The organism is Microcoleus sp. A6-C6, from assembly GCF_036705955.1.
Taxonomy (GTDB): domain Bacteria; phylum Cyanobacteriota; class Cyanobacteriia; order Cyanobacteriales; family Microcoleaceae; genus Microcoleus.
Genome location: NZ_JAUBVR010000015.1, coordinates 39,445 through 63,807 on the forward strand (window position 1 = coordinate 39,445; position 24,363 = coordinate 63,807).

Genomic DNA, 24,363 nt, shown 5'->3' on the forward strand with positions numbered 1-24,363 from the left:
TTCTAATTACGCTTACGTCCAAGACTATAAATAGAAGCTCGATCGCACGGCATCTATTTTTAGCACTAAATCCGTGTCATAATGCGTGTCTGAGCGCAACACAACAGAAAAAAATATGATTATTGTCATGAAAGCCGGCACTCCAGAAGCCGAGATCGATCGACTAGACGAAGAACTCCGCACCAACTGGGGTTTGACACCAGAAAAAATCGTCGGGCGTTACAAAGTCGTCATGGGTTTGGTAGGCGACACCGCCGAGCTCGAACCGATGCAACTGCGGGAAATGAGCACCTGGATTGAGGAAGTTCTGCGAGTGGAAAAACCCTACAAACGCGCTTGTCTGGAATACCGCCAAGGTGAACCGAGCTCCGTAGCGGTTGCGACTCCTTTAGGAACTGTGATGATCGGTCTAAATCACCCGATCGCAGTCGTAGCAGGCCCTTGCTCGGTCGAAAACGAAGAAATGATTGTTGAGACGGCAATGCGCGTCAAAGCTGCTGGCGCTCAATTTTTGCGCGGTGGAGCGTACAAACCGAGAACTTCTCCCTACGCTTTCCAAGGACACGGCGAGAGTGCTTTGGGACTATTGGCGGCGGCGCGGGAAGCTAGCGGTTTGGGAATTATTACCGAAGTTATGGATGCGGCGGACTTAAGTGCGATCGTAGAAGTAGCCGATGTAGTCCAAGTCGGAGCCCGAAATATGCAGAATTTTTCGCTGTTGAAGAAAGTCGGAGCTCAAGACAAACCAATTTTGCTGAAGCGCGGCATTTCCGCCACCATTGAAGAATGGTTGATGGCTGCCGAGTATATCATGGCTGCGGGCAATCCCAACGTGATTTTGTGCGAGCGCGGAATTCGCGGCTATGACAGGCAGTATACGCGGAATACGCTTGATTTGTCGGCGGTTCCAGTGCTGCGAACCCTGACTCATTTACCAATTATGGTTGACCCGAGTCACGGGACTGGTTGGGCGCAGTTTGTACCTTCGATGGCCTTTGCGTCGATCGCCTCTGGTACTGATTCGCTGATGATTGAAGTGCACCCGAATCCGAAAAAAGCTTTGTCTGACGGGCCGCAATCGTTAACACCGGATCAGTTCGACACCTTGATGGAAGAATTGGCTGTAATTGGTAAAGTCATGGGACGTTGGCCGCAACCGGTGCCAGTTTTGGTGTAGAAATCGCGGTAATCAGTTAATACGCTTGGCTTAAGCCCGATCCCCCCTAACCCCCCTTAAAAAGGGGGGGACAAGAATGCTCTCAAAGTCCCCCTTCTTAAGGGGGATTTAGGGGGATCTCCGGGGACTAAACAGTTTTAACTCAAGCGTATTGAGTAATCAGTTGGCGATCGCCCAAAAAAACCGTAGTATCTACAAGGTACTATGGTTTTTTTGCGTTTACGCTCTACTCATTGAGTTAGCCAGCACTTCGATTTAAGATTGTTTCAATTTGAGCCTTTAAGTAATCAATATGACGGCTTTAGGAGTATGAGGCGTGGTATTCTCTAAAATACCATCAACGTTGATCCCAGTAACAGTGAACAAGAGGAACTTATGATCGAGCTTTCTACCGAACAACTGCTTTACTTGCTGTACGCAGTAGCCTACTCAAAACAGAATAAGGTGACTAAAAGCGATGTGAAACAGCATTTATCTAAAGGATACCAGAAGGATGCGCCTGCTATCTGTGATGCTTTGTGTCAGAAGCAATTGCTCGAATCTCCTAAAAAGGGTCAGCTTTTTGTGACAGATCAAGGTAAGAAAGTTTTAGCTGCTAATCTGCAAAGTAGTAAGTATGAGTTTGAATCAGCAAAAGGAGCGAAACTTATAAATACTCTTTGGCGTTACTGCCAAATCGGAGTTGCGGATTCTCAGACTTCCGATGGTGGTAAAGAGATGGACTTTGAGACATTTTTAGAAAAGTTTAAGGCTCTTTATTTTGAAGAAAGAAAGCGTCAAGAATTAAGGGGAGTAGTTGCTATTCGCAGCCGAGAAATTTGTCATAAATTTTTGGAACAGAACGATCTATCTCAATCAAATTTGAATAAAAACTTTGCTTTGCTTAAATCAACTGGCAAAGTTTTTGCAGTTATCGAAAAAGAAGATGAACTTATTCAGTGGGTAGAGTAAGCCATGCCAGAAGATGCAGGAAAAATAAGGTACATAAGAGACTTCCTTCAGGACGTAAATTCAGGCGCAGGATTTGTTGATGATATTAGAATAGAGCGCGTTGTTAAACTTCCTGGAGCTGAGGGTGAAGGATCTACAGCCAAAAGTTTGTCGGGACGGCCCATATCTAACCTAACTCAGCTTCTTGAGGATGATTTAAGTCATACATTTGATGACGGCTACTTTACATTTAGATTCGTTGCTGCCTTAGTGGGTAGTGGTAAAACATCCCTGTTAATTTACTTGCATGACTTAACTAAAACTAAACCAACGTATCAGAATAACTCTGTAGTTGTTGAGTTCCAACTTTCTGTATTTGATGACTCTATTGAAAATGGTTTTAAGAAAGAATTGTACTCCCATATCCTAGCTCATACATTTTATGAGTTGTTACACAATTTAAATCTATTGGGGTCAGTTGAAAGTGTAGCTGAACAAGTTTTGAGCGATTATTTAGATGATACTCAAGTATATCAACTTAAAGGTGCAAAAAAAATAATACCATTTCGCAACAAATTTAAAACCTATATTGCCGATAGCGTAGATAGTCTTGAAGAATTTTTCTTTTATATAGTATCCGAAGTATCAGCCGTAGATCCCAACTTTAGTTTTGTTTATCTCATAGATGAGTTAGATGCTTTAGCACAATTTCCTGATAAAATCAAAGAAACTAGACTGCTTTTCAAACAATTGATTAGAAGGGCAAAAGAAAAATTTAGGTCAAAGATTCGCCTGTTAATTTACTTGGTAGGCACATCTAACAACGTACAAAGTTTTATTGCTGATGATTCAGTCATGGAAAGTCTTTTAGGTGAATCAGTTATCAATCTAAACAAGGGCTATACTAATGAATTTGAACTGATTAGAAATAAAATCGATGAGCGTATTAAAGGGGCTTATAAAGGATATAAAAATTTTGATAAAGCATGGCAAGAAATCAAAGATATACCATTGAATCCTGTGAATACCTTGAGGGAATTTTGTCAACACTATGCTGGATCTGTCTTAGAAATACATGAAAAATATTTTCAAGAAGCTGCAGAACAGGTGTTTGAAGGCAATTCACGCCAGTTAGTAGAATCCCAGTCTAGACAACAGTGGGCAAGTTTCCTAAGCCAGAAATCGTACACTCTATCGGCAGTTTCAACTACAAAAGTGATTGCAGGTCATGCCTTCGACTCTTATGTAGAATTACTTCACAATGGACATCTTGTTGCTAGAGCCTTTGGGGAAGCTAAAAACTATGAACTGTTGAGCAGCCATTTAGAAACGTTTAATCAATGGTTAGAAGATGCCAATTTTAAACCTGATGGGACACCGCGAGATATATCTTTTATGATTGCTCCTTCCTGTCCACCTCTCCTGCAAAGAAAATTGGAACTTAAACGCATTCAATTTATCAAATCTGATAAGGTGATTAGCACACCAACACCTACATCAACGCCAACACCTACATCAACGCCAACACCTACATCAACGCCATCACCTACACCAACGACATCATCTCTTAATCTCAATGGAGCCAATAAATCCGAACTAACGAAGGCTTTTCAGGGAACCCGTATCAAGCAGACAACTATTGATAAATTTATCAGCGATAGAAAGATAAAAACTTATCGTACTATTGATGATCTGGCATCTTATCTAAACCTTACTCCAGCAGCAAAGAAAAAACTTCAAGCAAAGTTTGATAAAGGTGAGATTTGCTTTTAACAGAAGATGCAATAATTAGATCGCGTGGTAGTTGGTAGGCGATCGGCTTTGCAACTCCAAGATATCAACCGCCGCAATGCTGAAATTGATGCGGCGCGGGGGATGTTGTTTGAAGCTTTGGCAGATTACAAAAATCCGCAGTTATTAGAAGAAACTTGTGCGGCGGGACAGTTGCGCCGGTTAGAGTGCAGTTGGGCGATCGAGCAAAGTATCATTGGCACGTATCAGGTGCAGAATGAATTTGGTGCTGCGGGCGATCGCATTTCTCAACTTCAACAACAAATCCGTCAAGATGGCCTCGGTATTATACAATGCTGTGACTCCGATGAAGAGCTTGATTTTCTCTTTCCTGAAATCACGCGAATTCACAATCACGATTTAGCCGCCTTAGACATTTGGCTTCATCAGATTGAATGGATTAAAGATTTGCCGCCAAGTGAATTAAAGCAGTTGCAGAGTGCTGATTTGAGCCAATCAAACTTGGCGCTTATTGAAGATAAAAAATCAGCAACAACAGCTTTATCAATACCAGATGAACAGTTATTTTATGAAAAATTGAGGCCGAAGTCTCATTTTTATGCGCTTTACACTCAACTGGAATTTATGCTCGATCCGCAGCAACGAAAAGAGCATGAAAATTATATTATTGAGCAAGGGGAAATAGCTGGTCATAAAAGTTTAGTAGCGTCGAATTTGGAAAAAGCCTCAGATTTGGCTGTTGCTAATCTTTTTTACTACTTTCGAGTCCGGGATAAATCGGAAGAATCGGAAGAATCAGAATTAGTTAACGCCTGAAGTTGAATAGGCAAATTTCAGGATCAGATTTTCAATTTCTCAATCTCTAAACTATGGAGGCTTCGTAACCCTTCTCTTTCTACTAAACACGAACAGGACTTACGCGCAAACTCTATCTGTAGGTAGGTGGGCATTGCCCACCTTAATGCTACAGGGAGAAGTTACAAAAGTGCGATACCTCAACTAAATCAGGAGGAACCATTGATTAAGTTTATTGGGCAACTCAAACTGCATAACAGTCGCCGAGTGTACTACCTAGAGGATTTTTACCGAGTAGAATAAGTCAATCCAAATAAAGAAAAAGTAACCTACGGAAACGATATTACCAAAGCACAGGGGATTTAAGCCCCCACCTTTAGGTGGATCGTTTTTAGGCAGGGGATTTAAGCCCCTGCCTAAAGACTTAGCTGTCAACTGTCAACTGTCAACTGTCAACTGTTAACGATTACCGATTCCCGATTCCCGATTCCCAATTATTACTTGGAGATAAAATGCACCCAAAAATTCCCATCAGCCATACAAACGCTGCGGATTAAACGATAGGAATAGTGCAAATAAGAACCGCTGACACTTGTGTCATAACCACTTGGGAACCACTCGCCATAGGGATCGTGAACAAAGAATCCTTCGCTGTCGTAACCTGCCGCAACTATAATGTGACCGAAAGACGTGAAGTATCCGTGGAGCACAGCCGGATTTCCGCTAGCTAGCCAATCTTGAACATCATCAATCGTTGCATTCTCAGTATAGTAATCTTGAGCGCCGTAATCTTTAACAATCTTTGCTAAATCATAGGGATCCCAGCGACTATAACCTTTGGCGATCGCATATTCGTAGAGTTCATCTTCATATTGTCCGCTTCTATTGCGCCGCGGCACTCTCAAAAAGTCCAGACACATCGCTATGGAAGTTACATTACAAGCACCTGTAGGATTGTAAAAATTATCTAATTGCGATCGATAAGGAATGCCAAGTCTGACAGTGGGCGGATTCGGTTTGGGATACAGCAAAACGCCATCTAGAGTCACTTGAGCGTGTCCTCCGTAAACATACCAAATCCCTGAACCTTTGAAAGATTCGTTGCGGAGAGCAACCCTAATGTGACCGCGAATTGGAACAAAAGCCAGGAGTTCAAACTCTTTTCCCGCTGGGATTACTTGTTTTTCTGATTCCTGAAGTTGAGAAGACGCCAGCGGTTTTGATTTAAAAATGGTGTCTTTGAGGATTTTCAGGATCGGGCGAGGTGTGGGAATGTCCGCCGGTTTGGCTTCGATCAGCTTTTTGGCTGTAATTGCTCCCAAAAAACCCGGTTCGCCACACTTCATCAAGGTTTGAAATCGGTGGAGGGCGGCGGTAGAAAGTGGGCCAAAAGCGCCGTCTACTGGAGGTTTCAGTAAACCCAGGTCAATGAGGCGGCTTTGAACTTGGCGGCTGAGTTCGTTGTCGGCAGCGATTGCTTTGACATCGTACCTAATTTTTGAGTTGAGAAAGTTTTGTAATTTCATGCTTCCCTGCACACTTCAACGATTCCAAGTTTATACTATGAGAAATTTATGGCAATTCTACCGATCGCCCGTACCTTAAAATCTTTAAATTCATGATTCGATACAAAACCTTTAAGGCTGCGAGCGATCGAACTTTGACACAGTATTCTCAAATCAAAGAAGGCGATGATTTACCTTCTTTGTGCTGTGGGAAGTCTCCCTAGCTTGACAAGCAAAGGATTGCGCCTGGAAAGGAAGCAGTCGGGTTTATGCTGCTTCGGGGCGAATTATCACAACACCCATCGCATCGGGAGATAGGTATTTGACAGCGGCTTCCCGGAGATCCTCCGCAGTCAGCGCTTGAATGCAGGCTGCGTAGTTGAGGGCGGGAGCGATATCTCCTACCATCGACTGATAGTAACCGTACAAACTTGCTCGATCGCTCGGAGTTTCGTTACCGAAGATAAACCGATTTGCTACTTGGGTGCGGATGCGGGAAATTTCGGCATCTGTCACCAGTTCGGTTTGGAGAGTACGAATATGTCCGACGATGGCTGCTTCGACTGCTGCTAAGTTTTCTGTCGCTAGTTGAGCAGAAATCGAAAATACACCGCCGAGTCGCTGAGTCATGTTGCTGACGGAAATTGACGAGACTAGCCCTTGATCTTCGCGCAAATCCTTAACCAGACGAGTTGTGCGCCCGTGGCCCAATACTGTCGCTAACACATCGAGGGCATAGGTTTCGGACATTTCCACAAAACCGGGGACTCGCCACATCACGATCAGTCGAGCTTGCTGAAGGGCTGAGTCTACAAATTCGCGGCGGACTGTTTCTGTAAATGGCGATTCTTTCCCGTAGTTCAGAATTTCGGATTCTGGGTGAAAGTTGCTGACAGCGGGTAAATTTATGGTGCTGTTTTGTGCTGTGCTTTTGGTGGCAAAACTTTCGGCGACAATTTCAATTAGTCGATCGACCGGCAAATTACCTACAGCGACTGCTGTCATCGCCCCTGGCTGATATCTGCTGCTGTGGAAATCGCGCATTTGTTGGGCGGTAAGCTGTTCGATGACGGAAGTCGGACCTAGTACCGGTCGCTTGTAGGGCAGGACTTCAAAGGCTAATTCCACCGATCGCTGATAGGTGCGCCGGCGCGGATTGTCTTCCGATCGTCTAATTTCTTCCAATACTACCAGCCGTTCGCGATCGAAAGCATCGTCAGGAATGCTGGCGTTGAGCAAGACATCGACTTGCAGCGGGGCTAGTTCAGCAAAATCTTTAGGGGCTGTGGTGATGTAATAGTTAGTGTAATCTTGGCTGGTGGCTGCATTGGTGACAGCGCCACGTTGCTCGATCGCCCGCTCAAATTCTCCACTGGGAATACTGGGAGTTCCCTTAAAAATCATGTGTTCTAAAAAGTGCGCCATGCCGTTGATTTCGTCGGATTCGACGGCTGAGCCGAGATTCATCCACACGCTGAGGTTGACGGCATCAACCGGCAAGTGTTCGGCTATAACTGTGAGGCCATTGGGGAAATGGCGCACTGTTGGAGCGTTCAGGGGCGGTCTGGAGGAGGATTTGAGTAGGGTTGATGTCATTTGGCTTTTAAATTTATCTTGTTCTTTATATCTTAAAGGGTCTTTTAGGAAGGGATCGGGCATTTGGCATCTACCATTCGCTATAAAAACTGCGATCGGGCAAAACTCCCGCACCGTATAGTTGAGTTTTTTTTGTAAAGGCACTCGATGGAAAATCCCAAATTGCATAAAAAATTAATATTTTTACAGCCAGCTTGGCAACGATTTGGGCGATCGACATCTGGGAAAATCGGCTTATTTTTGACTTTAGCGCTGATTTTGTCGGCTGTGTTAGCTCCCCTAATTTCCCCCTACAATCCGGCGGTCGATCGCGATTATTTATCCCGATTAGTGGCTCCTAGTGTCAAACATTGGTTCGGCACCGACAGTTTGGGGCGAGATTTGTTGGTGCGAGTGTGGCACGGATTGGGGATATCTTTGTTCGTCAGCTTAGTTTCTGTGGCTGCGGGATTGTTTGTGGGAGGGCTTTTGGGACTCTTCGCCGGATATTTTCGCGGATGGGCTGAAGTGGCGATCGGGATTTTGGCGGATATTTTGCTAGCGTTTCCTTCAATCTTACTGGCGATCGCCATTGTCACCGTCACCGGCCCCAGCCTGCAAAGCGTAATTATCGCCGTCAGCGTCGTACAAATTCCGATTTACATCCGCCTCACACGCAGCATGGTGTTATCGCTGCGAGAACAAGAATTTGTCTTAGCAGTCAAAGCCTTGGGCGCTGGCGACTTACGGATTATTTTTCGCCACATTTTGCCGGGAAGTCTCCCGCCGCTAGTAGTACAAGCAACTCTTTCCACTGGTACAGCCACGCTAGAAGCCGCCGGTTTAGGTTTTCTCGGTTTGGGCGCGCAGCCACCCGCCCCGGAGTTGGGGACAATGCTTTCGGACGCTTTCAAGGGCGGATACGCTCTTTCGTCTCCTTGGACTATTTTGTTTCCCGGTTTGCTAATTACCTTGATAGTTCTGGGTTTCAACCTTTTGGGCGACGGGCTGCGAGATGTTTTAGACCCCAGAGGGAATTAGATGGGGAGAGTGTTCGAGTGTTCGAGTGTTCGAGTGTCCGAGTGTCCGAGTGGGAAAAATCCTCCTTATTCAATCGGACTTCTACCCTCGAACCTCAACATCCATCCGTTACATCCGTTACATCCGTTACATCCGCTACACAATCCGTTGCCGAACTTTCTTCTTCCTTCAAATGACTTGACTGATGTCACAATGTACGCGAAACTTTACATAACACTGACGTATTGATACCACCTATTAATAAGTTCTGTTAAGTTCTGACTCAAAACCTATCAATTAGTCAAAATTGATATAGTGGCGAGTCAGCCAACTCTCAATAAGCGACTTCAGGAGGCATCGTACCAAGCTTGCTGGCGTCGGTGTCTGATTTCATCGTTCCTATTCAGTTAGCCCGGATTATGGAAACACTAGAATTTGTGATTTATCCAGATGGCCGCGTACAGGAAACAGTCACCGGCATAGTCGGTGCTTCCTGCGCTGAGGTAACTGCTGCTATTGAAGCTCAGCTTGGCGTGGTGCTTCATCAAGAGTCAACATCTGAATATTTCGCGCAAACGCTCAATCAGTCAGCCGAAGCGACGGCCCAAGTGGCTTTTAGCGATTGGTAATCTTTTTTGTTGAGTTCACTTAATATTTTTTGGAATCACCATGTCACACTTTAGCCAAATTAAGACCCAGATCCGCAATTTGAATTCTTTGGAAGCTGCTTTAACTGATTTGGGTATCGACTGGAAGTCGGGCCCGACTGAGGTGCGCGGCTATCGCGGCCTCACCAGCACTGCTGAGGTGGTGATTGAGCAAGAAAACGGCTATGACTTAGGTTTTAGCTGGAACGGGACTGAGTATGAATTGGTGGCAGATCTGCAATTTTGGCAGCAAGCTTGGTCTGTTGACCGTTTTCTGAATAAGGTGACTCAGCGCTATGCTTACCATACTGTGGTGAATGAAAGCGCTAAGCAGGGTTTCCAAGTTTCTGAGCAAAAACAAAATCAAGACGGTTCGATCCGCTTGGTGGTTCAGCGCTGGTGTGCTTAAGAGTTTTTCGAGATTTTTGCAATCTTGTCTCTTTCAAGTCCGCCCAGGCGGACTTATTTATTATTGTGAGGGATCTAAATGTCTGAGCTTTCTGGACTCGGAATAGATACAGCAGGCGATCGCACTGGTTTGGAACCGGAGTTGGGCGGATTTTTGCGGGATTCGCCCGATCGCTCTGGTTTGGAACCGGAATTAGGCGGTGTGTTTCGCCAAAAAGGTGTCTATGTTGATGAGATTACCTGCATTGGCTGCAAGCATTGCGCTCATGTTGCTCGCAATACTTTCTACATTGAGCCGGATTATGGGCGATCGCGCGTAGTCCGACAAGACGGTGATTCTGAAGAGTTGATTGCTGAGGCGATCGACACTTGTCCGGTAAATTGCATTCACTGGGTTGACTACACCGAACTCAAGAATCTGGAAGAAGAACGCAAGGATCAGGTGATTCCTGTCGTTGGTTTTCCCGTAGATATGGCTACCGTTCAGGCCGGCATTCGCCAGCGTCAGAAGGCTAAGGGCGATCGTAAGTTCAAAGGTACTCATTGAAATCCGCAGGTTGTCACCTCAAGCTCAACAAAAACAGCCCGCGCGGGCTGTTTTTTATATACATTGTATAATTCAAGTTTATTTGAGAGGATGATGTTCCGCGAGAATTTTCTCAACTCTCGCTTCGTCGATTCTCGCAGTCAATCTTGTTGACTCATTGTTATCGCGAATGGTTTTTGCTAAAGTAAAAGACGAGCCAACCGAAAAAGTTAAACCCATACCCATAAAAGCCTTTTGCCAAGGATCTACCTGTAAATAAATCACACCAATAGTAGTTGCAGAAATGGCAACAATAAAAGAAACCCAGCACTGAAGAATCCAAGCATTAGTATCTTTTTGACGTATAATTTGTTGTGACATAATCTTTAAGCCCCAAATATATCTTTTGGTTGATTAACTTATACAATAATGAGCGTGACTGAAGCGGTCAGGAGAACAAATGACAGTTTATAGAAGTGCACAGGGCGATCGGGCTTTTTACTAAAAATTAGAACGTTGTAGATAGGGTTTAAGGCTCAAAAAAAAGTCCCTGGCAGTGGACAATTTAGAAACTGTACTAAGAGAGATTGATTGAATTGGATTTGATGTATTGCTTATGGGCGATCGGGGTCTATGCTTGGCTGGTGTATTTATTCTAGCCAAGCTTGATAACGCTGTCGCTCTTATTCAACTAGGACGGGAACCTCTGTCACTTTAAAGAAGCGAAGCAATTATTGAAGGATCTTTACGTATTTCTTCGAGATACTCGATCAGTATTTCTAACTTTTCTGAATCGGAAGAATTTGCTATAAAAGCATTAGGTAATGTTAAGCTAATAATGTTCGCTAAGCTTGATCGGGTTTTAATTCGACATTGAGGCCAATCAGAACTATTTTCATTACAATCAGGAGCTGTTCTTTCTATAACTGCCAATTCTAACTCCTTAAATTTTTCGTTCACCTTCTTCACATATTCTAAATCTTGTTTCACTCTCTGGGAAACAGTTAATTTGTCAAAATTTTTCGGTGAAAAACAAGAACCAATGATTTTTAACGACGCTTCTGTAAGTTCCATTTTAACTATCCTGTATCTTTGTTCATCTCTATATATATTAGCTTGAATTTTTCAATTGTGATAATATACTTCACAAAATTTATGAATTTCTTTCTGTTTAAATTCCAGTTTTTTTTGTCCATTGAAATAGTCCTTTAACGAATTACAACCATACACTAATAAATTTTTTATATTTGTCGGATCACTACTTTTATCTCCTATTCGCCAAATTTTTACCATTTTATCATCACTTGCAGATGCAATTATTTTGATATTACTTTTATCAGGTAAAAAAGTGACCGATACAACTTCATCTTGATGTCCTTGCAGAATCTCTGGCTCTAGCTGTTTGGTTAAAACTCCTCTATAAATATCTTTTAACTTCCATAACTTAATAGTTGCATCTCCATCAGCAGAGGCAATTATTTTACTATCAGGGCTAAATGCCAGTCCATGTATAAAAGATTTTGTATCAATTCTCATTAAGACTTGATTTTTCTCTATGTCCCACAAATGAATAAAACCCTTGTAGTCACTGGAAGCAAGTAAATTACTTTCGGAATTAAATGTTATGTAACTCAGTCTAACTTGAGAATTTTTGAAATTTTCATGTCTGCCAATAATTTTTGAATCCTTTTCCTGTAAATTCCAAATATTTACACTATTATCATTGCCTACAAACGCGACTTTTGAGTCATTGTGGCTAAAATCTAAGCGAAGAAGTTTTCCTTTATTCTCTAATTTTTTCAGCAATCCACCAGTCTTGACATCCCATAGCCTTACACTTCCATCCCCACTTGCAGACACAACATTATTGCTGTCATGGCTAAATTTAACGTCGTAAACACTTGCTGCGTGGCCTACAATATTGGTCAGTAACTCACCAGTCGTTGCGCTCCAAATTTTTATAGTTTTGTCGCTACTAGCAGAGGCTAGTTTTTGACCATCAGGGCTAAAACTCAAACTCCAAACTACATCTTTATGACCTGATAACCCTGAAATTTTTTTTTGAAGTTTTCCTGCTTGACTCCAAAACCAAATAGTTCCGTCAGAAGTAGCAGATGCTATTACTTTGTTTTTAGGATTAAAAGTTACAACTGTTACTTGATAAGGGTGTAATAATCGGTTATGTTCTTGCACACTATTGATTGTTGATTGAATTCTATTTAACATAGGTGGGTCTTCTAAACCTAGCTCTTTGATTTTTGCCAGAGCTTCTATACTGGCTATCAAAGCATCAATTTGATAGTGGTTTTCTAAAAGCTGTTCAGCTTTTCCGATTAAAGCTCCTACCGTACTAGCTTCTTGTTCTCTCTTCTGATCGGCGAGTACATTGGTCAGTAGTCCCAAACCAAGTGTAAATGTTAGAAGGATACCAGATGCGATCGCTAACCTCGTTCTTTGCTTTTGAACTCTTACTCTAGCTTCCGCCTCTCCAACCCTTGCCGCTTCTGCCTTAGCTTGATCTTCTGCTGCGATCGCTCTTTCCATCTGAGCTATAGTTTTAGCTCTTTCCTCTTCAGCTCTTGCTGTTTCAGCTTCAGCCTTAGCTTCGGCAAGTTCTCGCAATTGTCGCTGTTGCTCTAACTCAGCTTTACTCTCCCGATCGCGCCTACCCACACTCTTCCGCAAAAACTCCCTCTCATCCTCAGTCAAATTCCGCTGTACCCTCTTCTCCCACTCCTCAACCTCCGCCAATCGCGCCCCCGTCAACAACGCCCCATCTGACTTGCGATAAGTTTCTTCCCACTCCCGACAAGCTACCTCTAAGCGCCGAGAAATCCGAATATTCTCCTGATCCTCTTCAATCCAATCACTCAGTAACTTCCAGCGACACAACAGAGCTTCGTGAGCCACTTCCACCGTGTTTTCATCCACAATAATTAAACGCTGCTGTGCCCCAGCCAACAGCCCAATTACCCGCTCTAACTGCTCAGGAGAATCCGCGATCGCCCTCAGTCTATCCCAATCAACCCGCCGGCGCGTTACTTCTTTGCCTTCACCCAACTGCACCAATTCCATAAATAGCTTGCGTACAAAAATGCGATCGCCATCACTAAGACTTTGGTATATCAGGTTAGCTCGATTTTCCAAAGCTCCCTGAACACCGCCAATTTCTTCATAGCCTTTTTTCGTCAGTAACGGATCTGGTGATTCTGGTTTTTCAATGCAGACTCGCCACAACTCTTTCAAAGCGTATTGTAATAACGGTAATGCTCCCGGTTGACCAGCCACATCTTGGGCAATCTGCGACACTAACCCCCGTTCAAATTTGACCCCGTGCAGTTCTGCCGGTATCTCGATCGCATCGGGCAACTCTTCAATCCCTAGCGACTTGACAATATAAGTTGTAGTCGGAATGTGATTGATCAAATTTAAAACGTCTGGATAATTAGCGCAGCGAATTAAAAAATCTCCACGAAGTGCAATAATCATCCGGCTCTTTCGCTCAGGATCCTTCATCTCCTGTGCGATCAGTCGAATAAAACTCTGTCGCTCGGCTTCATCTTCACAGAGAGTAAATACCTCCTCAAACTGATCTATAAAAATTACAAAAGGCTGGTTCTGCTCTCGATGCCAAGCTAGAATATCTACCAGTTTTCCCAAGGGATACTTTCCAGGAGTAAAAGATTCAACTAACCACTGACTGCTGCCCGGAATTCTATCCCGACTTAACTGTGGCAGCAATCCGGCTTTTATTAAAGAAGATTTCCCAGAACCAGAGTAGCCGAGGACAGATAAAAAACGGCTATTTGTTAGGTGAATAATCAGCATCCGAACTGCTTCCTCCCGACCACAAAAATACTTCTCTTGCTCAGATTCAAAAGCATAGAGTCCTAGATAGGGATTTTCGCGATCGAAAGTAATTTCAGTAGCCGTTGTCTCTAACTGTGAATACTTTACCAGAGTAATGCAACGCCCCCATCCCATGCGAATTGCTTCTTGCACAGAACTCTTAAGTTCGCCGCTAATGTAATCGAATAGGCGATCGCCACTAACTCGACGATTTCGGTTAGCATTTTCTGATTGCAACCCCTTAAGCACTGCACCTGTAAAATAACTATTGGGTTCACCTTTAAAGGATTTAGCCGTCTCAAATGTTCGGCAAGCTGCCATTAGGTAGTAATCTTTTTGTGTGCTGAAAGCCGTTAGAGTTGTCTGCACAAGCTGGCTTTCTAGAAAATAGCCACTGTGACAGCAATCTAACAGCATAACTAAACTGCTCAAATCAGATTGGTGGATTAGCTTGTTGAGACTTTCTAACGAAATGCCGTATTTATAATCAATAACTTGGTTTCCTGCCATTTCTACCTGACAGTCCGAAGTTGCTAAAACTCCCTTTTGCTGACCCAATGTATCGGAGAAGGTAAAACCGTGACCGGCAAAATAAATCAAAGCCTCATTCTTAGTCGCTCGTTCTAACAGTAAATTTCTCAATTCTTGACCTATTTCAGCCGCAGTAACTGCTTTCTCTCCACTAATTTCAAAACAATTTTTTTCAGCATTCCATCGTTCCGGCAGTCGTTTCACGCTAAACTCGCCGTACTGTTCTAATACTTTTGCTAAAGTCTCCGCATCGCTAGCCGCTTTCGGGAGACGAGACATTTTTGAACTTTGATACTGAGTAATGCCAATAACAAGGGCGTAACGAGCCATTTATTATAACCTAGATTTGAAGATACTGGCTGACTTGACAAGCACCCTGAACCGATTTTTTAATTCTAGTGCTAGAATAACTCAAGTTTCTGGAAACAAGCTAGAGCTTCAGGAAAATCTACATAAACTTAACATAAGGTAACATTATGTCAGAATTACAACGCTTCGCCTTTGAAGAAGATGGTGAAGTGTACGAAGTCACAATTGACGAAGACACCACCTCGGATGACGATAATCCTTATGACGAAGAGAGGGACGTGCGAAGTGATGCAATTAACCGAATGCAGCAAGCTCGCCAGCTAATTCGCAGTTATGCTATGTATGCTGTCACGGCTTTTAAAGATTTCGGTGCGGCTGAGGTTGAAGAAGTAACACTAAAATTTGCTGTCAAAATGGGTGGCAAAGTCGGCATCCCCTACATTACGGAAGGTTCAGCCGAAAGCAACTTAGAAATTGAGGTAAAGTGTAAGTTTCCTACCTCCTCTGCAAGCGAAAAGTCTTAAACCGTTCTTAAGCCTTAATCTCCGCTAAGTAAACCCACCTAAAAAACATAATACACAGATACCCGACTTATTTAATAATAAGTCGGGTATCTAACAGGCATCACGTTTTACGTTGAATTAAGCTGACTTAATTAACTCCTAAAAGTGCTACGGATTACTTATTTTTCTGCTGAGTCTTAGCTTGTTCGATCGCAATTTCCCTCACAGCTTGGAAAGAACTCAAATTCGACGAACCCTCAATCGCCTTCACCGCCAAATCTTGAACCTGTTTCAAAGCAGAATCAAGTTGCTGTGACAAACTAGCAAGCCGCCCATCTTGATTTTGAATAGTCTGCAACATCGCTTGAATTTGCAGTTCATAATTTTGCTTTTGTCCTTCAATATCTTTAGCCAACAAATCCGCCTTAATCTTAGCTTGATAATTGCCAATATTGCGACCAGTATCCTTCCCATTCTTGATATTAGCTTCCAGTTCCTTCGGGAAAGCTTCCACCTTAGCCTTAACATCCGCAGACAGTTTTTCCCGTTCTGAAATAGCTTTTTCGCGTTCCGCCCACTGTTTCTCCTGTTCCTGACGAAACTCTTCAATTTCTTGATACAGCCTTTGCTGGCGCTGTTCGTATTCTTCGATATCAAGATTTCGCTGAAGATTCAAATCGTAATCATACAACTCCTCATCGCGATCGCGATTTTTTTGCTCATTCTCATTACGTTCTGTAACAGTCAACTTTTGCAATTCCTGCTCTTTTTCCCAAGCCAGCCGCAGTTCCAACAACTCCTGTTCAACAGTTTCGCGCCCTTCGCTGAGTTCGTCAGTAAAAGTTTTCGCACTTTCTTCGTACTGCTGAATTAAATTATCCAGCGTATCTTCCGCAACATCTTCTAAACTGTGCAACTCTTGCAGTTGTTGAACTTCCTCCCCCACAACGCGCCGCAATTCTTCCAATTTAGTAGCTTCGGAAGTTAACTTCTCAGACAACTCGCTGACAGCGCCACCAAAGCCAAATTGCAGCAAAATTAGATTGTCGATTGTGGACTGCATTTTTTGTTGAGTTTGAGTTAAAACCATTGGTTTTTGTGCCTCCACAATAGGTTTTTCTGGGACTGCTATTTGCTTTGGGGAAGCATTTAGCTGTTTGATTTGCAATTCTAATGCAGCTTTTTCTTGCGCGGCGTCCTTGTACGCTTCTAAGATTTCAGCCTTGGTGCTTTTGTCGCTAACTTTTTTGTTCATGGCTTTTGATTTGTTAATAGTTGTGAATTAGGTTCGTAGTCAGGACTTCAGTCCGAAAAAGTTCGTAGTCAGGACTTCAGTCCGAAAAAGTTCGTAGTCAGGACTTCAGTCCGAAAGTTTTGAGAAAATAAAGAATAAAGTCTTCACTACGAACTCGGATGCGGACTAAAGTCCTCACTACGAACCGAGTTTTAAGCTTTGCTTGCAAAAGCTTTCATTGCCAAATCTTGCGCTTGCTTCATCGTAGCTTGCAGTTGCGCCGAAATCTCAGCAATTTGTTCAGTTTGGCGCGCAATTGTCTGCTGTAAAGATTGCACTTTCAACTCATATCCCTGCTTGCTTCCTTCCCATTCCTTGTCCGCTAAATCTGCCTTGACTTTAGCTTCGTGGGAAACTTCTTGAATTGCTTCTTCTTTGGCTTTCGTATAAGCCTGTTTTAGTTCTTCTTCAAATCCAGCGGCTTTCCTTTGATTCTCTTCAAACTCCGCTTGATTGTCGCTGAGGGCTTTTTCTCTTTCCGCCCAGTTTTTGTCTTTTTCGCGGGTAGATTCTTGCAATTGCCGTTCTAGTTTGCGCTTCGTTTCTTCGTATTCGTCGGTTTCAATTTTGCGTCCGCGCTGCAATTCGTATTGATAATCGGCTGTTTCCTGCTGCCGCTGTTTAGTTGTGAGTGCAGTTTGTTCTTGAACTGCTGCATCAAATTCTTGCTGTTCTTTTTCCCAAATTTTGCGCTTTTGGGTTGTATCTTTTTCGATGACTTCGCGCTGATTGGCGCTGTTTTGTTCCAGGAGCGTCAGTTTTTCCCGGTGTTCTTGAGTTAAAATGTGGAGAGCATCTGCTACAACTCTAACTTGCTGCAACTCTTGCAATTGTTCGGCTTCAATTTCGATCGCCCGTTTTAATTCATCTAATTTTGAAGATTCCGCCTTCAGTTTTTCCGAAAGTCCGCTGGTGATGCTACCGAAATCTAATTGCAAGTCTGCCAAGCCTTTAACAATGCTGTCAATTGTGTAGGTAGAAGCAACTTCGAGGAGTTGTTTGCTTTTGGCTTTTTCGGCTGACTGTTCCTTAGTTTCGACTTTAGATTCAATCTTTTTCTTGTCTGCTAAAATCTGCTGAAAATTTTGCAAAATTTTGGTTTTGCTATCTTTTGCTGTTGCTAGTATCATAAGGTTTTTTGCTCCTGATTTAAACTTTTGCAGGCTTGGTTGTGAGACGTTTTGAGCTATCCTAAGTTCCTGAGTTGGCTGAGAATAGCTCGGTATTCTTTGGCTGCATTCGGTGGAAAGTCGGGATTATTGCTGTCTAAAGATTTGAGAATCTTTAGACAGCGATCGCACCGATTACTTTGCCAGCATTCGCACTCCTCAACTATACTTAAAAGCGTGTTTTTCAGCAGTTGATTTTCCGCAAGCAAAGCTCGGTAATTCCGCCGGATAGATTCGGCAACTAAAGTCATGTGCTGGAAGTCTTCGGTAAGACTTTCGATGTCGTTAACTGTATCATCCCGAATGCGATCGAGCATCTCAAAATTCTCTTTCAAACGGCTTTCTTGCAGGTTTGGTTTGGCTTTAATTTTAGTTACTTTTTTCATTTTACTCTTCCTGGTCACAGTTACGGAAAAGGCGCGATTAAATCGCGCCTTTTCTACACAATTAGAACAAGTCAGCAGTTGCTCTGTCTTCCGCTGACGGTAGCGACATACCGCCGTTAGAATTCAAAGCAATCGCATCGCTTTCACCGCTAACGTGAGCGGCCATCAAGGACGCAACTTGTGCTGCTGGTAGGTTATCTAAACAGATCATAGCCCTGGTTCCTTCTAAGTCAATCATCCGCGATTGATTGCTGGTATCGGACAAAACTGCTGCTGCTTGGTCGATAACTGCCCAGTCTTTTCGCTCCATCCACGACCATTTTAAACTGTAGTAATTTATGGGTTTTACTACTCCGCTGTCGTCTGGTTTTTGACCGGAATGTTTTACGAATTCGGGAACAAAAATTCCGGTAGCCGGCTCTACGCCGCGCGATTGAACTGATGCGACTAAACGGTTAAAGTCGTTCAAGCTGCGGTTTTTGATGTATGTCACCATGACAACTCCTTGGGGGAGTTCGCCTGTTTCTGCGACGAACCAAAGTTGACCCCAAAGTGTGTGGGAAGTTTGACCGAGGGAACCGAAAAATTTGGCAAATTTGAGGATGGTGATCGAACACTTGGAACCGTAATCTGTATCGCCGATCGCCCACTGGCCGCTTTGGCAATTGTTGCGAACGGCGATCGGGATTTCTGGTACTAGCAAAGCATTGCTAGGTTTGGCTCCAAATACTGAAAATGTAGGTCTTTCTTTTGTGGTAGTCATGGTTAGTTTTTCCTTAGTTATTTATTGATTTACAGACAATTGGTAATCGGTAATTGGTAATTGGGAATTAGTAATTGGTAATTGGCTAATTCTCCCCATCTCCCCATCTCCCCATCTCCCCATCTCCCCATCTCCCCATCTCCCCCTCTCCCCATCTCCCCATCCGATTACCTAATAAGATGTGTAGTCGCTTTTGGTTCTGGATAGGTATACTCAAGCATCGCCTCTTGTTGAGCTTGAATAATCCGCAATGCGGTGAGCAAATGCTCTAAGGTTTCTAAGTGCGCTGGGGTGAAGTGGATGCTAAAGCCTTCGCCATCCCGCGCGTAGCCCGGACAAACCAGTGAGGCTGAGCTTTGTTCTTCGTGGGTGGCGATGTATAGCCAATCATCGTCTTCGAGCTTGTAATGCGTGTCTGTCCAGGTTCTCAGCATTTGCTATCTGTTCCTCCTTATTGGCTGCGTACAAGGGTTTAGATGCCGGGTGGCGATCGCTCCTCTCAACTTAACTACACTATATGTACGTGTTTTTTAGCTGATTTCCACTTTCAACCACAGCAGTGTGGTCACATAGGTTGACTAAAGCGTCAACTAAATTTATGGTAACGTATGTTGATTTTCCCGTCAAGTATTTTGTTGAAGTTTTCATCAAAACAGGCTAGAATGCTTGTCAGGAGGCGAAAAACCGTGGAACAAACATTTGGAAGACTGATCCGTCAAGCTCGCAAGGATAAGGCTTACTCACAACGTGAGCTTGCTGCTATGCTAAGTGTGGATTTTACTTATTTGTCGAAGTTGGAGAACGATCGCGCCGATTATGCGCCAAAAGAAGACGTAATTCGAGCATTGGCGCGGAATCTCGACATCAACGAAGAGGAATTGATTTTTCTTGCCGGTAGACTGCCTCAGCAGTACGAAGCGCTGCTGAAGCAGAATCCGAAGGAAATGCAGGCTCTTTTCCGCCGGATGCAAGAAAATCCAGATTGGCTCAAACAATCTTTTGAAGCGTAAGAGAGGCCCCTGAAGCGTGAGTATTTTTAAACCGTATTGCTTCTATCCCAAAGAATCGATCGAGCGTTTGGCAAATGACATCCTGATGCAGATGCAGAAAACGCAAAAGTTTGCTCCGAAATGGCCTTTTGAAGCGACAACTGTTGCTGATTTTCTGGACTTGGGCGTAGTTTGGGACTACATTGAGCCGGATGAAGAAGGTGCGATCGCCGCCAGGATTTTACCCCAGCAGCGGTTAATCGAAATCAACGAATTGATTCTCGAAAAACCGCCGGGGTTCATCGAATCGACGATCGCCCACGAAATCGGCCACTGGGTGCTCCACGTCAATCAAGATGAAGCAGACGGCACTGTGGAACAGTTGGAACTCAACTTGGGCGATCGAGAAAAAACAGCATCTGATGTCGAAGAACCTTTTGTGTGTCGGGGTGCGATCGCAAATACCAAAATTGCGTCGATCGAATGGCAAGCCCAATATTTTGCAAGCTGTTTGTTAATGCCCAGAGGAGTTTTGGAAGATAAAAGACAGGGACGCGATTTAACAAAATGGTCGCATTTATACAAAATGAGAGATGAATTGGGAGTGAGCATTTCCAATTTGACAAACCGCTTGCAAGAGTTCGACTGGATTTATATTCCCAAGGGAACGCGCGAGATTTATGCCGGGAAAGATGCCGCAAACGGTCAGCAGCGGTTGTTCGGGTAGAAGTTGATTGGATTTGAGGTTTGAGAAGTGCGATCGCGCTTCTCAAATTGTTAAAATTACTTTCTAATTAAGTTACATTTTATGCTAACCAATATTGAAATCCTGCTGGCAGCTTGTGAGGAATTAAATATCCCTTACGAAATCCTGCATCATTCCCAAAACTTGATTAGAATCAAACAGGGCGGCGAAGAATATTATTTTGTCAATTACATGACGCCATTTAACAGCGCCTCACTAGCAGAGATTTTTAAAGACAAAGAATATACCTATCAACTATTAAACGGCAAAATAAATACTCCCAGAACTTTCGGTTTTGTCTCGCCTCACTGCGAGGAGAAGTATAAAAAGTATTTGAGTTTCCCAGATATTGAATCAATAGTTTTAGAAGTAAACAAAAAATTCGCTTTCCCGGTGATTCTCAAAAGAAATCGCGGTGCTGGTGGCAACAATGTTTTTTTGTGTAAAACTAGAGAGCAAATTAAAGAAGCCCTAGAAATTATATTTAACGTCAACAGCAAAGATTATGACTATGTGGCCCTAGCTCAAGAATATATCGAAATTGCTCACGAATATCGGGCTGTATTCTGCAAAGAAAAGCTAGTTTTGCTGTACGAGAAAGATAAATCTGAGGCTAAATTTGCGGGGAATTTAAGCCCGCTGCACTGGGAAGGTGCAAAAGCCAAACATATCATTAACCCAAATATTATGTCTGAGATTGAAGATTTTGTTAAACCTGTTTTTGCAGAAATGGCGATTAATTATGCTGGGTTGGACATAGCACTCGATAAAAAGGGAGCATATTGGTTAATTGAAATTAACTCAACTCCCAACTACGATATATTTATCAGAGATAACGATCGCCAAATTGTCGTAACAATGTTTAAAGGTATTCTGGATAGCTTGGTTGTTAACAAAACGCCTTATTTGAAATGAAGAGTTGAGTAACGAGAACCTTAACCCAACCTACATATTTTGAACTTCACTCCATTCCTTGAAAATACCAGTAAAGATTAGCAACAGTTAAATCATTGACTTCTTGCCAACTTGAGGGGGCTAAAGCTTTATAGCCAGAGGTATGGGCTTTTTCACTGATATAAGATTCGTGTTTTTCACGCAAGCTAGGTTTGATCAAAAATCGTAATTGATCCAGTAGCGATTTGAAGTGGGATTTTTGTTGCAAGTTTTGGTAGAGCGCTATTTCTTCTGGTTCTGCCACTATACTAACTTCTTCTTGAGTGGTTGAAACTAATGTCGTTTCCATATTTAAACTAGCCAATTGTTTACGCTCATCAGCCGATAAACTTAGCATCCAATCTACCTGATTTTGCCAAGAGTTCAAAACTGCTAAATCCTGATTGTAAATCCGCGTAATTTCTGGAAATATAAAATCAATTTCATCTTTTGTGCAGCGCTCAATAACGGTGAAAATGTCTTGGCGTATTCTTTCTTGGAGGTGGGAAAGGGAATTACTTACAGATGCAGGCTCGTTCAGCAATTGATAAGTTAATGAAATTGTCTGCTCAATTGCCCAAGCGCATTCAACTCTACGAAGATAGCCAACTGCACAAGTGGCCTTAAATAAGTCAGGATTATTATAGTCAGCTAAAGCATTGGCTAAAATGTTTTGTGCGCTTGTTAAGGTAGAATTTCGGGTATGTTTATCTTCCATTAATAAAGCATTTTGAATTAGTCTCTGTGCTTGAGCGAATTTCTGATAAGCTCGACTTAAGATTAAACGATGTTGCTCAAAATTAATGCTTTCAGCTAACAGTTTGATTTCAGCAATAACTTCTGCTTTCTCGTCTTTCAGCAGTGCCGCTATATCAATAAAGCCATGTGTAACTGTTAGCTTCAATTCCTTAATATCTTCCCTCATTTTCAAGGTTTGATGAAGGTTAACGGCTGACAGTGCAGCTATGGCCACCACGCCGACACCAATGACGGCAGTAGATGCTGACAGAATGCCCACATTAGCCGAAAGAGATTTTAAGCCATACTCAATCACATCTAGTCTTCTGTAAGTTTCTTTAAAACCCAGATCGGTTTGAACCATTTGCGCTACACCTAATACAAAATCTGGAATAGCGAACAACGGCTCGGCAACCATACCAATTGCCGAACCTACAAAGCGACCTGTTGCCTTGTCTCTAGCTATTCCCAATAATAATCCTGCACTATTCTTCACGACTTCATAAGTGCCGGAGATGATACCAGCCTGTATGTGAGGAGGAAACACAAAAAACATATTTTTTACCTGAATAGCGATTAGTGTTATATATTATAATATATGATTATGGTTAACTTTTTCAGTCTAGAGTGGAATTACTTAGATGAACGAATTCATGACAGCATTTCAGAACATCGCCCAATATGCGGCTATCGTCGCGGTGGATGATGATAAATCCTTAGAGATTAAGGAATCTGCTACAACCATGATTAAGTCAGTCCAGCCTGGCTTTGACGAATTGAGGGAATCAGCTACCAGACTTAAGAAAGTTGTGCAAGAATGCCGGAACGAGATAGATCGTGCTGAAGACGTTTGGACTTGCAAACTTGGGATTACCCTAGCTTCAAAACAGGAAATATGGCAACAGCTTGGGGAACTGAGTGGCTGTCATTTTAGAATTAATGAACTCGGTCAGCTATGTAAAAGTTCGGTCATCACTAAATCTCAAGATTATTGGCATCAAATATTTGATGATAGCGTGAAAAAAAAGTGGTTTATTGATGCAGTACAAAAACAAAAAAAAGGAATTGGCTGGAAAGAAAAAAATGATTTTATTAAAGATATTCCTATCGTTATCAATCTTGTTTGTAGGGAAGTAGAGCAAATTATTAAGCACAGCCTGGAGCTGGTTTATCAAGACCTTAGCACGATCAACTTAAAAGTGATTACGCAGTGTGTCGGAATTTTAGATAAGCAGACAAAAGCTGTGTGGAATCATCAGATGAATTTAACTTTTAGTCCGATAAGGGGCTTGCAGTTTAATACCATACCAATCATTTGGCTACTCCTTCGACAATACAATTGCATGGCTGGGATTTTATTTTTACGCAAGTCCCTAACAAATAAATTTGAGCAGCCGACAGTTTACTTGCCTGAGAATACCGAATCACTGAGGTATGCACTTAGTCCGGCTCTGGATAATTTATCCAAATACCGTTTATGTGATCTTTTTTGGGAAGAGGTTGTAAATTTTGAAAAGCAGGTTTCAAATGCGATCAATAATTTCATCAATTCAATCTTTGATGACAGATTGAAGCTAGGAAATCAAGCTTTGGTCGAAGCCATGATGTTTTACAATAATTTTCTGGAAAAGCAAGAGCGATTTCAGCAAGAAACACCTGCACAACGTCAGGCTGAAAGAGCCTGGATTGATTCGCAATGGACAGAAATTCAGAGGCTGGAAAAAGGTATTAAAATAATTCTAAATTCTTCTCCATAATTCCTTAAGCTACTGTTATTGTACTAGATCGCACTTCTTCACACGCTAAAATAAACTTAGTC

Annotated in this window: 24 protein-coding genes; 13 read left to right on the forward strand and 11 right to left on the reverse strand. The window is 42.8% G+C overall.

Annotation, left to right across the window (positions count from 1 at the left end):
* The first annotated feature begins 115 nt into the window (after positions 1-115).
* From aroF to QUB52_RS08995, 4 genes are all read left to right on the forward strand, one after another.
* Positions 116-1,177 carry a 3-deoxy-7-phosphoheptulonate synthase gene (gene aroF, locus QUB52_RS08980; RefSeq protein WP_332972722.1) on the forward strand — a complete coding sequence of 354 codons (1,062 nt, stop codon included), beginning with the start codon at positions 116-118 and terminating at the stop codon, positions 1,175-1,177.
* Between the two features lie 444 nt (positions 1,178-1,621).
* Positions 1,622-2,128: a hypothetical protein gene (locus QUB52_RS08985; protein ID WP_332972721.1), complete on the forward strand. Its 507-nt coding sequence runs from the start codon at positions 1,622-1,624 to the stop codon at positions 2,126-2,128.
* A gap of 3 nt (positions 2,129-2,131) precedes the next feature.
* Positions 2,132-3,880, forward strand: coding sequence for a hypothetical protein (locus QUB52_RS08990; RefSeq protein ID WP_332972719.1), 1,749 nt, complete (start codon positions 2,132-2,134; stop codon positions 3,878-3,880).
* 24 nt (positions 3,881-3,904) lie between these two features.
* Positions 3,905-4,675 (forward strand): hypothetical protein, encoded by a 771-nt coding sequence (locus tag QUB52_RS08995; RefSeq protein WP_332972718.1) that lies wholly within the window; start codon positions 3,905-3,907, stop codon positions 4,673-4,675.
* Between the two features lie 476 nt (positions 4,676-5,151).
* On the opposite strand, the gene QUB52_RS09000 is transcribed toward QUB52_RS08995, so the two are convergent.
* Entirely contained in the window at positions 5,152-6,180 is a 1,029-nt protein-coding gene (locus QUB52_RS09000; protein WP_332972717.1) for a C39 family peptidase, read from the reverse strand.
* 246 nt (positions 6,181-6,426) lie between these two features.
* Positions 6,427-7,755, reverse strand: coding sequence for a M16 family metallopeptidase (locus QUB52_RS09005; RefSeq protein ID WP_332972716.1), 1,329 nt, complete (start codon positions 7,753-7,755; stop codon positions 6,427-6,429).
* A gap of 147 nt (positions 7,756-7,902) precedes the next feature.
* On the opposite strand from QUB52_RS09005, the gene QUB52_RS09010 reads away from it, so the two are divergent.
* From QUB52_RS09010 to QUB52_RS09025, 4 genes are all read left to right on the forward strand, one after another.
* Entirely contained in the window at positions 7,903-8,775 is an 873-nt protein-coding gene (locus QUB52_RS09010) for an ABC transporter permease (RefSeq protein ID WP_332972715.1), read from the forward strand.
* A 398-nt stretch (positions 8,776-9,173) separates the two neighbouring features.
* Positions 9,174-9,383 (forward strand): DUF2997 domain-containing protein, encoded by a 210-nt coding sequence (locus QUB52_RS09015; protein WP_332972714.1) that lies wholly within the window; start codon positions 9,174-9,176, stop codon positions 9,381-9,383.
* Between the two features lie 40 nt (positions 9,384-9,423).
* Complete coding sequence (locus QUB52_RS09020) at positions 9,424-9,810, forward strand: DUF1257 domain-containing protein (RefSeq protein WP_193974477.1); 387 nt, start codon at positions 9,424-9,426, stop codon at positions 9,808-9,810.
* Between the two features lie 78 nt (positions 9,811-9,888).
* Positions 9,889-10,356 (forward strand): ferredoxin, encoded by a 468-nt coding sequence (locus QUB52_RS09025; RefSeq protein WP_332972713.1) that lies wholly within the window; start codon positions 9,889-9,891, stop codon positions 10,354-10,356.
* Positions 10,357-10,434: 78 nt separating this feature from the next.
* Here QUB52_RS09025 and QUB52_RS09030 read toward each other — a convergent pair whose 3' ends face one another.
* The 3 genes from QUB52_RS09030 to QUB52_RS09040 all read right to left on the reverse strand — a co-directional run bounded on the left by QUB52_RS09030 (position 10,435) and on the right by QUB52_RS09040 (position 15,045).
* Positions 10,435-10,716, reverse strand: coding sequence for a YiaA/YiaB family inner membrane protein (locus QUB52_RS09030; RefSeq protein ID WP_265234666.1), 282 nt, complete (start codon positions 10,714-10,716; stop codon positions 10,435-10,437).
* 333 nt (positions 10,717-11,049) lie between these two features.
* On the reverse strand, positions 11,050-11,409 hold the full coding sequence (locus QUB52_RS09035; RefSeq protein WP_332972712.1) for a hypothetical protein: 360 nt from the start codon (positions 11,407-11,409) through the stop codon (positions 11,050-11,052).
* Positions 11,410-11,460: 51 nt separating this feature from the next.
* Positions 11,461-15,045 (reverse strand): nSTAND1 domain-containing NTPase, encoded by a 3,585-nt coding sequence (locus QUB52_RS09040; protein ID WP_332972710.1) that lies wholly within the window; start codon positions 15,043-15,045, stop codon positions 11,461-11,463.
* 146 nt (positions 15,046-15,191) lie between these two features.
* Between QUB52_RS09040 and QUB52_RS09045 the strand changes: the two genes are divergently transcribed.
* Positions 15,192-15,548: a CU044_2847 family protein gene (locus tag QUB52_RS09045; protein WP_332972709.1), complete on the forward strand. Its 357-nt coding sequence runs from the start codon at positions 15,192-15,194 to the stop codon at positions 15,546-15,548.
* Between the two features lie 154 nt (positions 15,549-15,702).
* On the opposite strand, the gene QUB52_RS09050 is transcribed toward QUB52_RS09045, so the two are convergent.
* The 5 genes from QUB52_RS09050 to QUB52_RS09070 form a co-directional block, all read right to left on the reverse strand.
* Positions 15,703-16,782 carry a hypothetical protein gene (locus tag QUB52_RS09050; protein ID WP_332972708.1) on the reverse strand — a complete coding sequence of 360 codons (1,080 nt, stop codon included), beginning with the start codon at positions 16,780-16,782 and terminating at the stop codon, positions 15,703-15,705.
* Between the two features lie 191 nt (positions 16,783-16,973).
* A complete protein-coding gene (locus QUB52_RS09055; protein ID WP_332972707.1) occupies positions 16,974-17,951 on the reverse strand; it encodes a hypothetical protein in 978 nt (325 codons plus the stop codon).
* Positions 17,952-18,007: 56 nt separating this feature from the next.
* On the reverse strand, positions 18,008-18,376 hold the full coding sequence (locus tag QUB52_RS09060; RefSeq protein ID WP_332972705.1) for a hypothetical protein: 369 nt from the start codon (positions 18,374-18,376) through the stop codon (positions 18,008-18,010).
* Between the two features lie 61 nt (positions 18,377-18,437).
* Positions 18,438-19,139, reverse strand: a complete 702-nt coding sequence (locus tag QUB52_RS09065; RefSeq protein WP_332972704.1) for a hypothetical protein — start codon at positions 19,137-19,139, stop codon at positions 18,438-18,440.
* A 167-nt stretch (positions 19,140-19,306) separates the two neighbouring features.
* Positions 19,307-19,573 (reverse strand): hypothetical protein, encoded by a 267-nt coding sequence (locus QUB52_RS09070; protein ID WP_265234661.1) that lies wholly within the window; start codon positions 19,571-19,573, stop codon positions 19,307-19,309.
* 252 nt (positions 19,574-19,825) lie between these two features.
* On the opposite strand from QUB52_RS09070, the gene QUB52_RS09075 reads away from it, so the two are divergent.
* The 3 genes from QUB52_RS09075 (at position 19,826) to QUB52_RS09085 (ending at position 21,788) form a co-directional block, all read left to right on the forward strand.
* Positions 19,826-20,149 carry a helix-turn-helix domain-containing protein gene (locus QUB52_RS09075; protein ID WP_172189318.1) on the forward strand — a complete coding sequence of 108 codons (324 nt, stop codon included), beginning with the start codon at positions 19,826-19,828 and terminating at the stop codon, positions 20,147-20,149.
* Positions 20,150-20,165: 16 nt separating this feature from the next.
* Positions 20,166-20,855 (forward strand): ImmA/IrrE family metallo-endopeptidase, encoded by a 690-nt coding sequence (locus tag QUB52_RS09080; protein WP_332972703.1) that lies wholly within the window; start codon positions 20,166-20,168, stop codon positions 20,853-20,855.
* Between the two features lie 81 nt (positions 20,856-20,936).
* Entirely contained in the window at positions 20,937-21,788 is an 852-nt protein-coding gene (locus QUB52_RS09085) for an ATP-grasp domain-containing protein (protein WP_332972702.1), read from the forward strand.
* A 46-nt stretch (positions 21,789-21,834) separates the two neighbouring features.
* Here the strand turns inward: QUB52_RS09085 and QUB52_RS09090 are convergent, their stop codons facing one another.
* The gene (locus tag QUB52_RS09090; protein ID WP_332972701.1) at positions 21,835-23,100 is read right to left on the reverse strand and encodes a hypothetical protein; all 1,266 of its coding nucleotides are present in this window, start codon (positions 23,098-23,100) and stop codon (positions 21,835-21,837) included.
* 85 nt (positions 23,101-23,185) lie between these two features.
* On the opposite strand from QUB52_RS09090, the gene QUB52_RS09095 reads away from it, so the two are divergent.
* The gene (locus QUB52_RS09095) at positions 23,186-24,301 is read left to right on the forward strand and encodes a hypothetical protein (RefSeq protein WP_332972700.1); all 1,116 of its coding nucleotides are present in this window, start codon (positions 23,186-23,188) and stop codon (positions 24,299-24,301) included.
* Positions 24,302-24,363 lie beyond the last annotated feature (62 nt).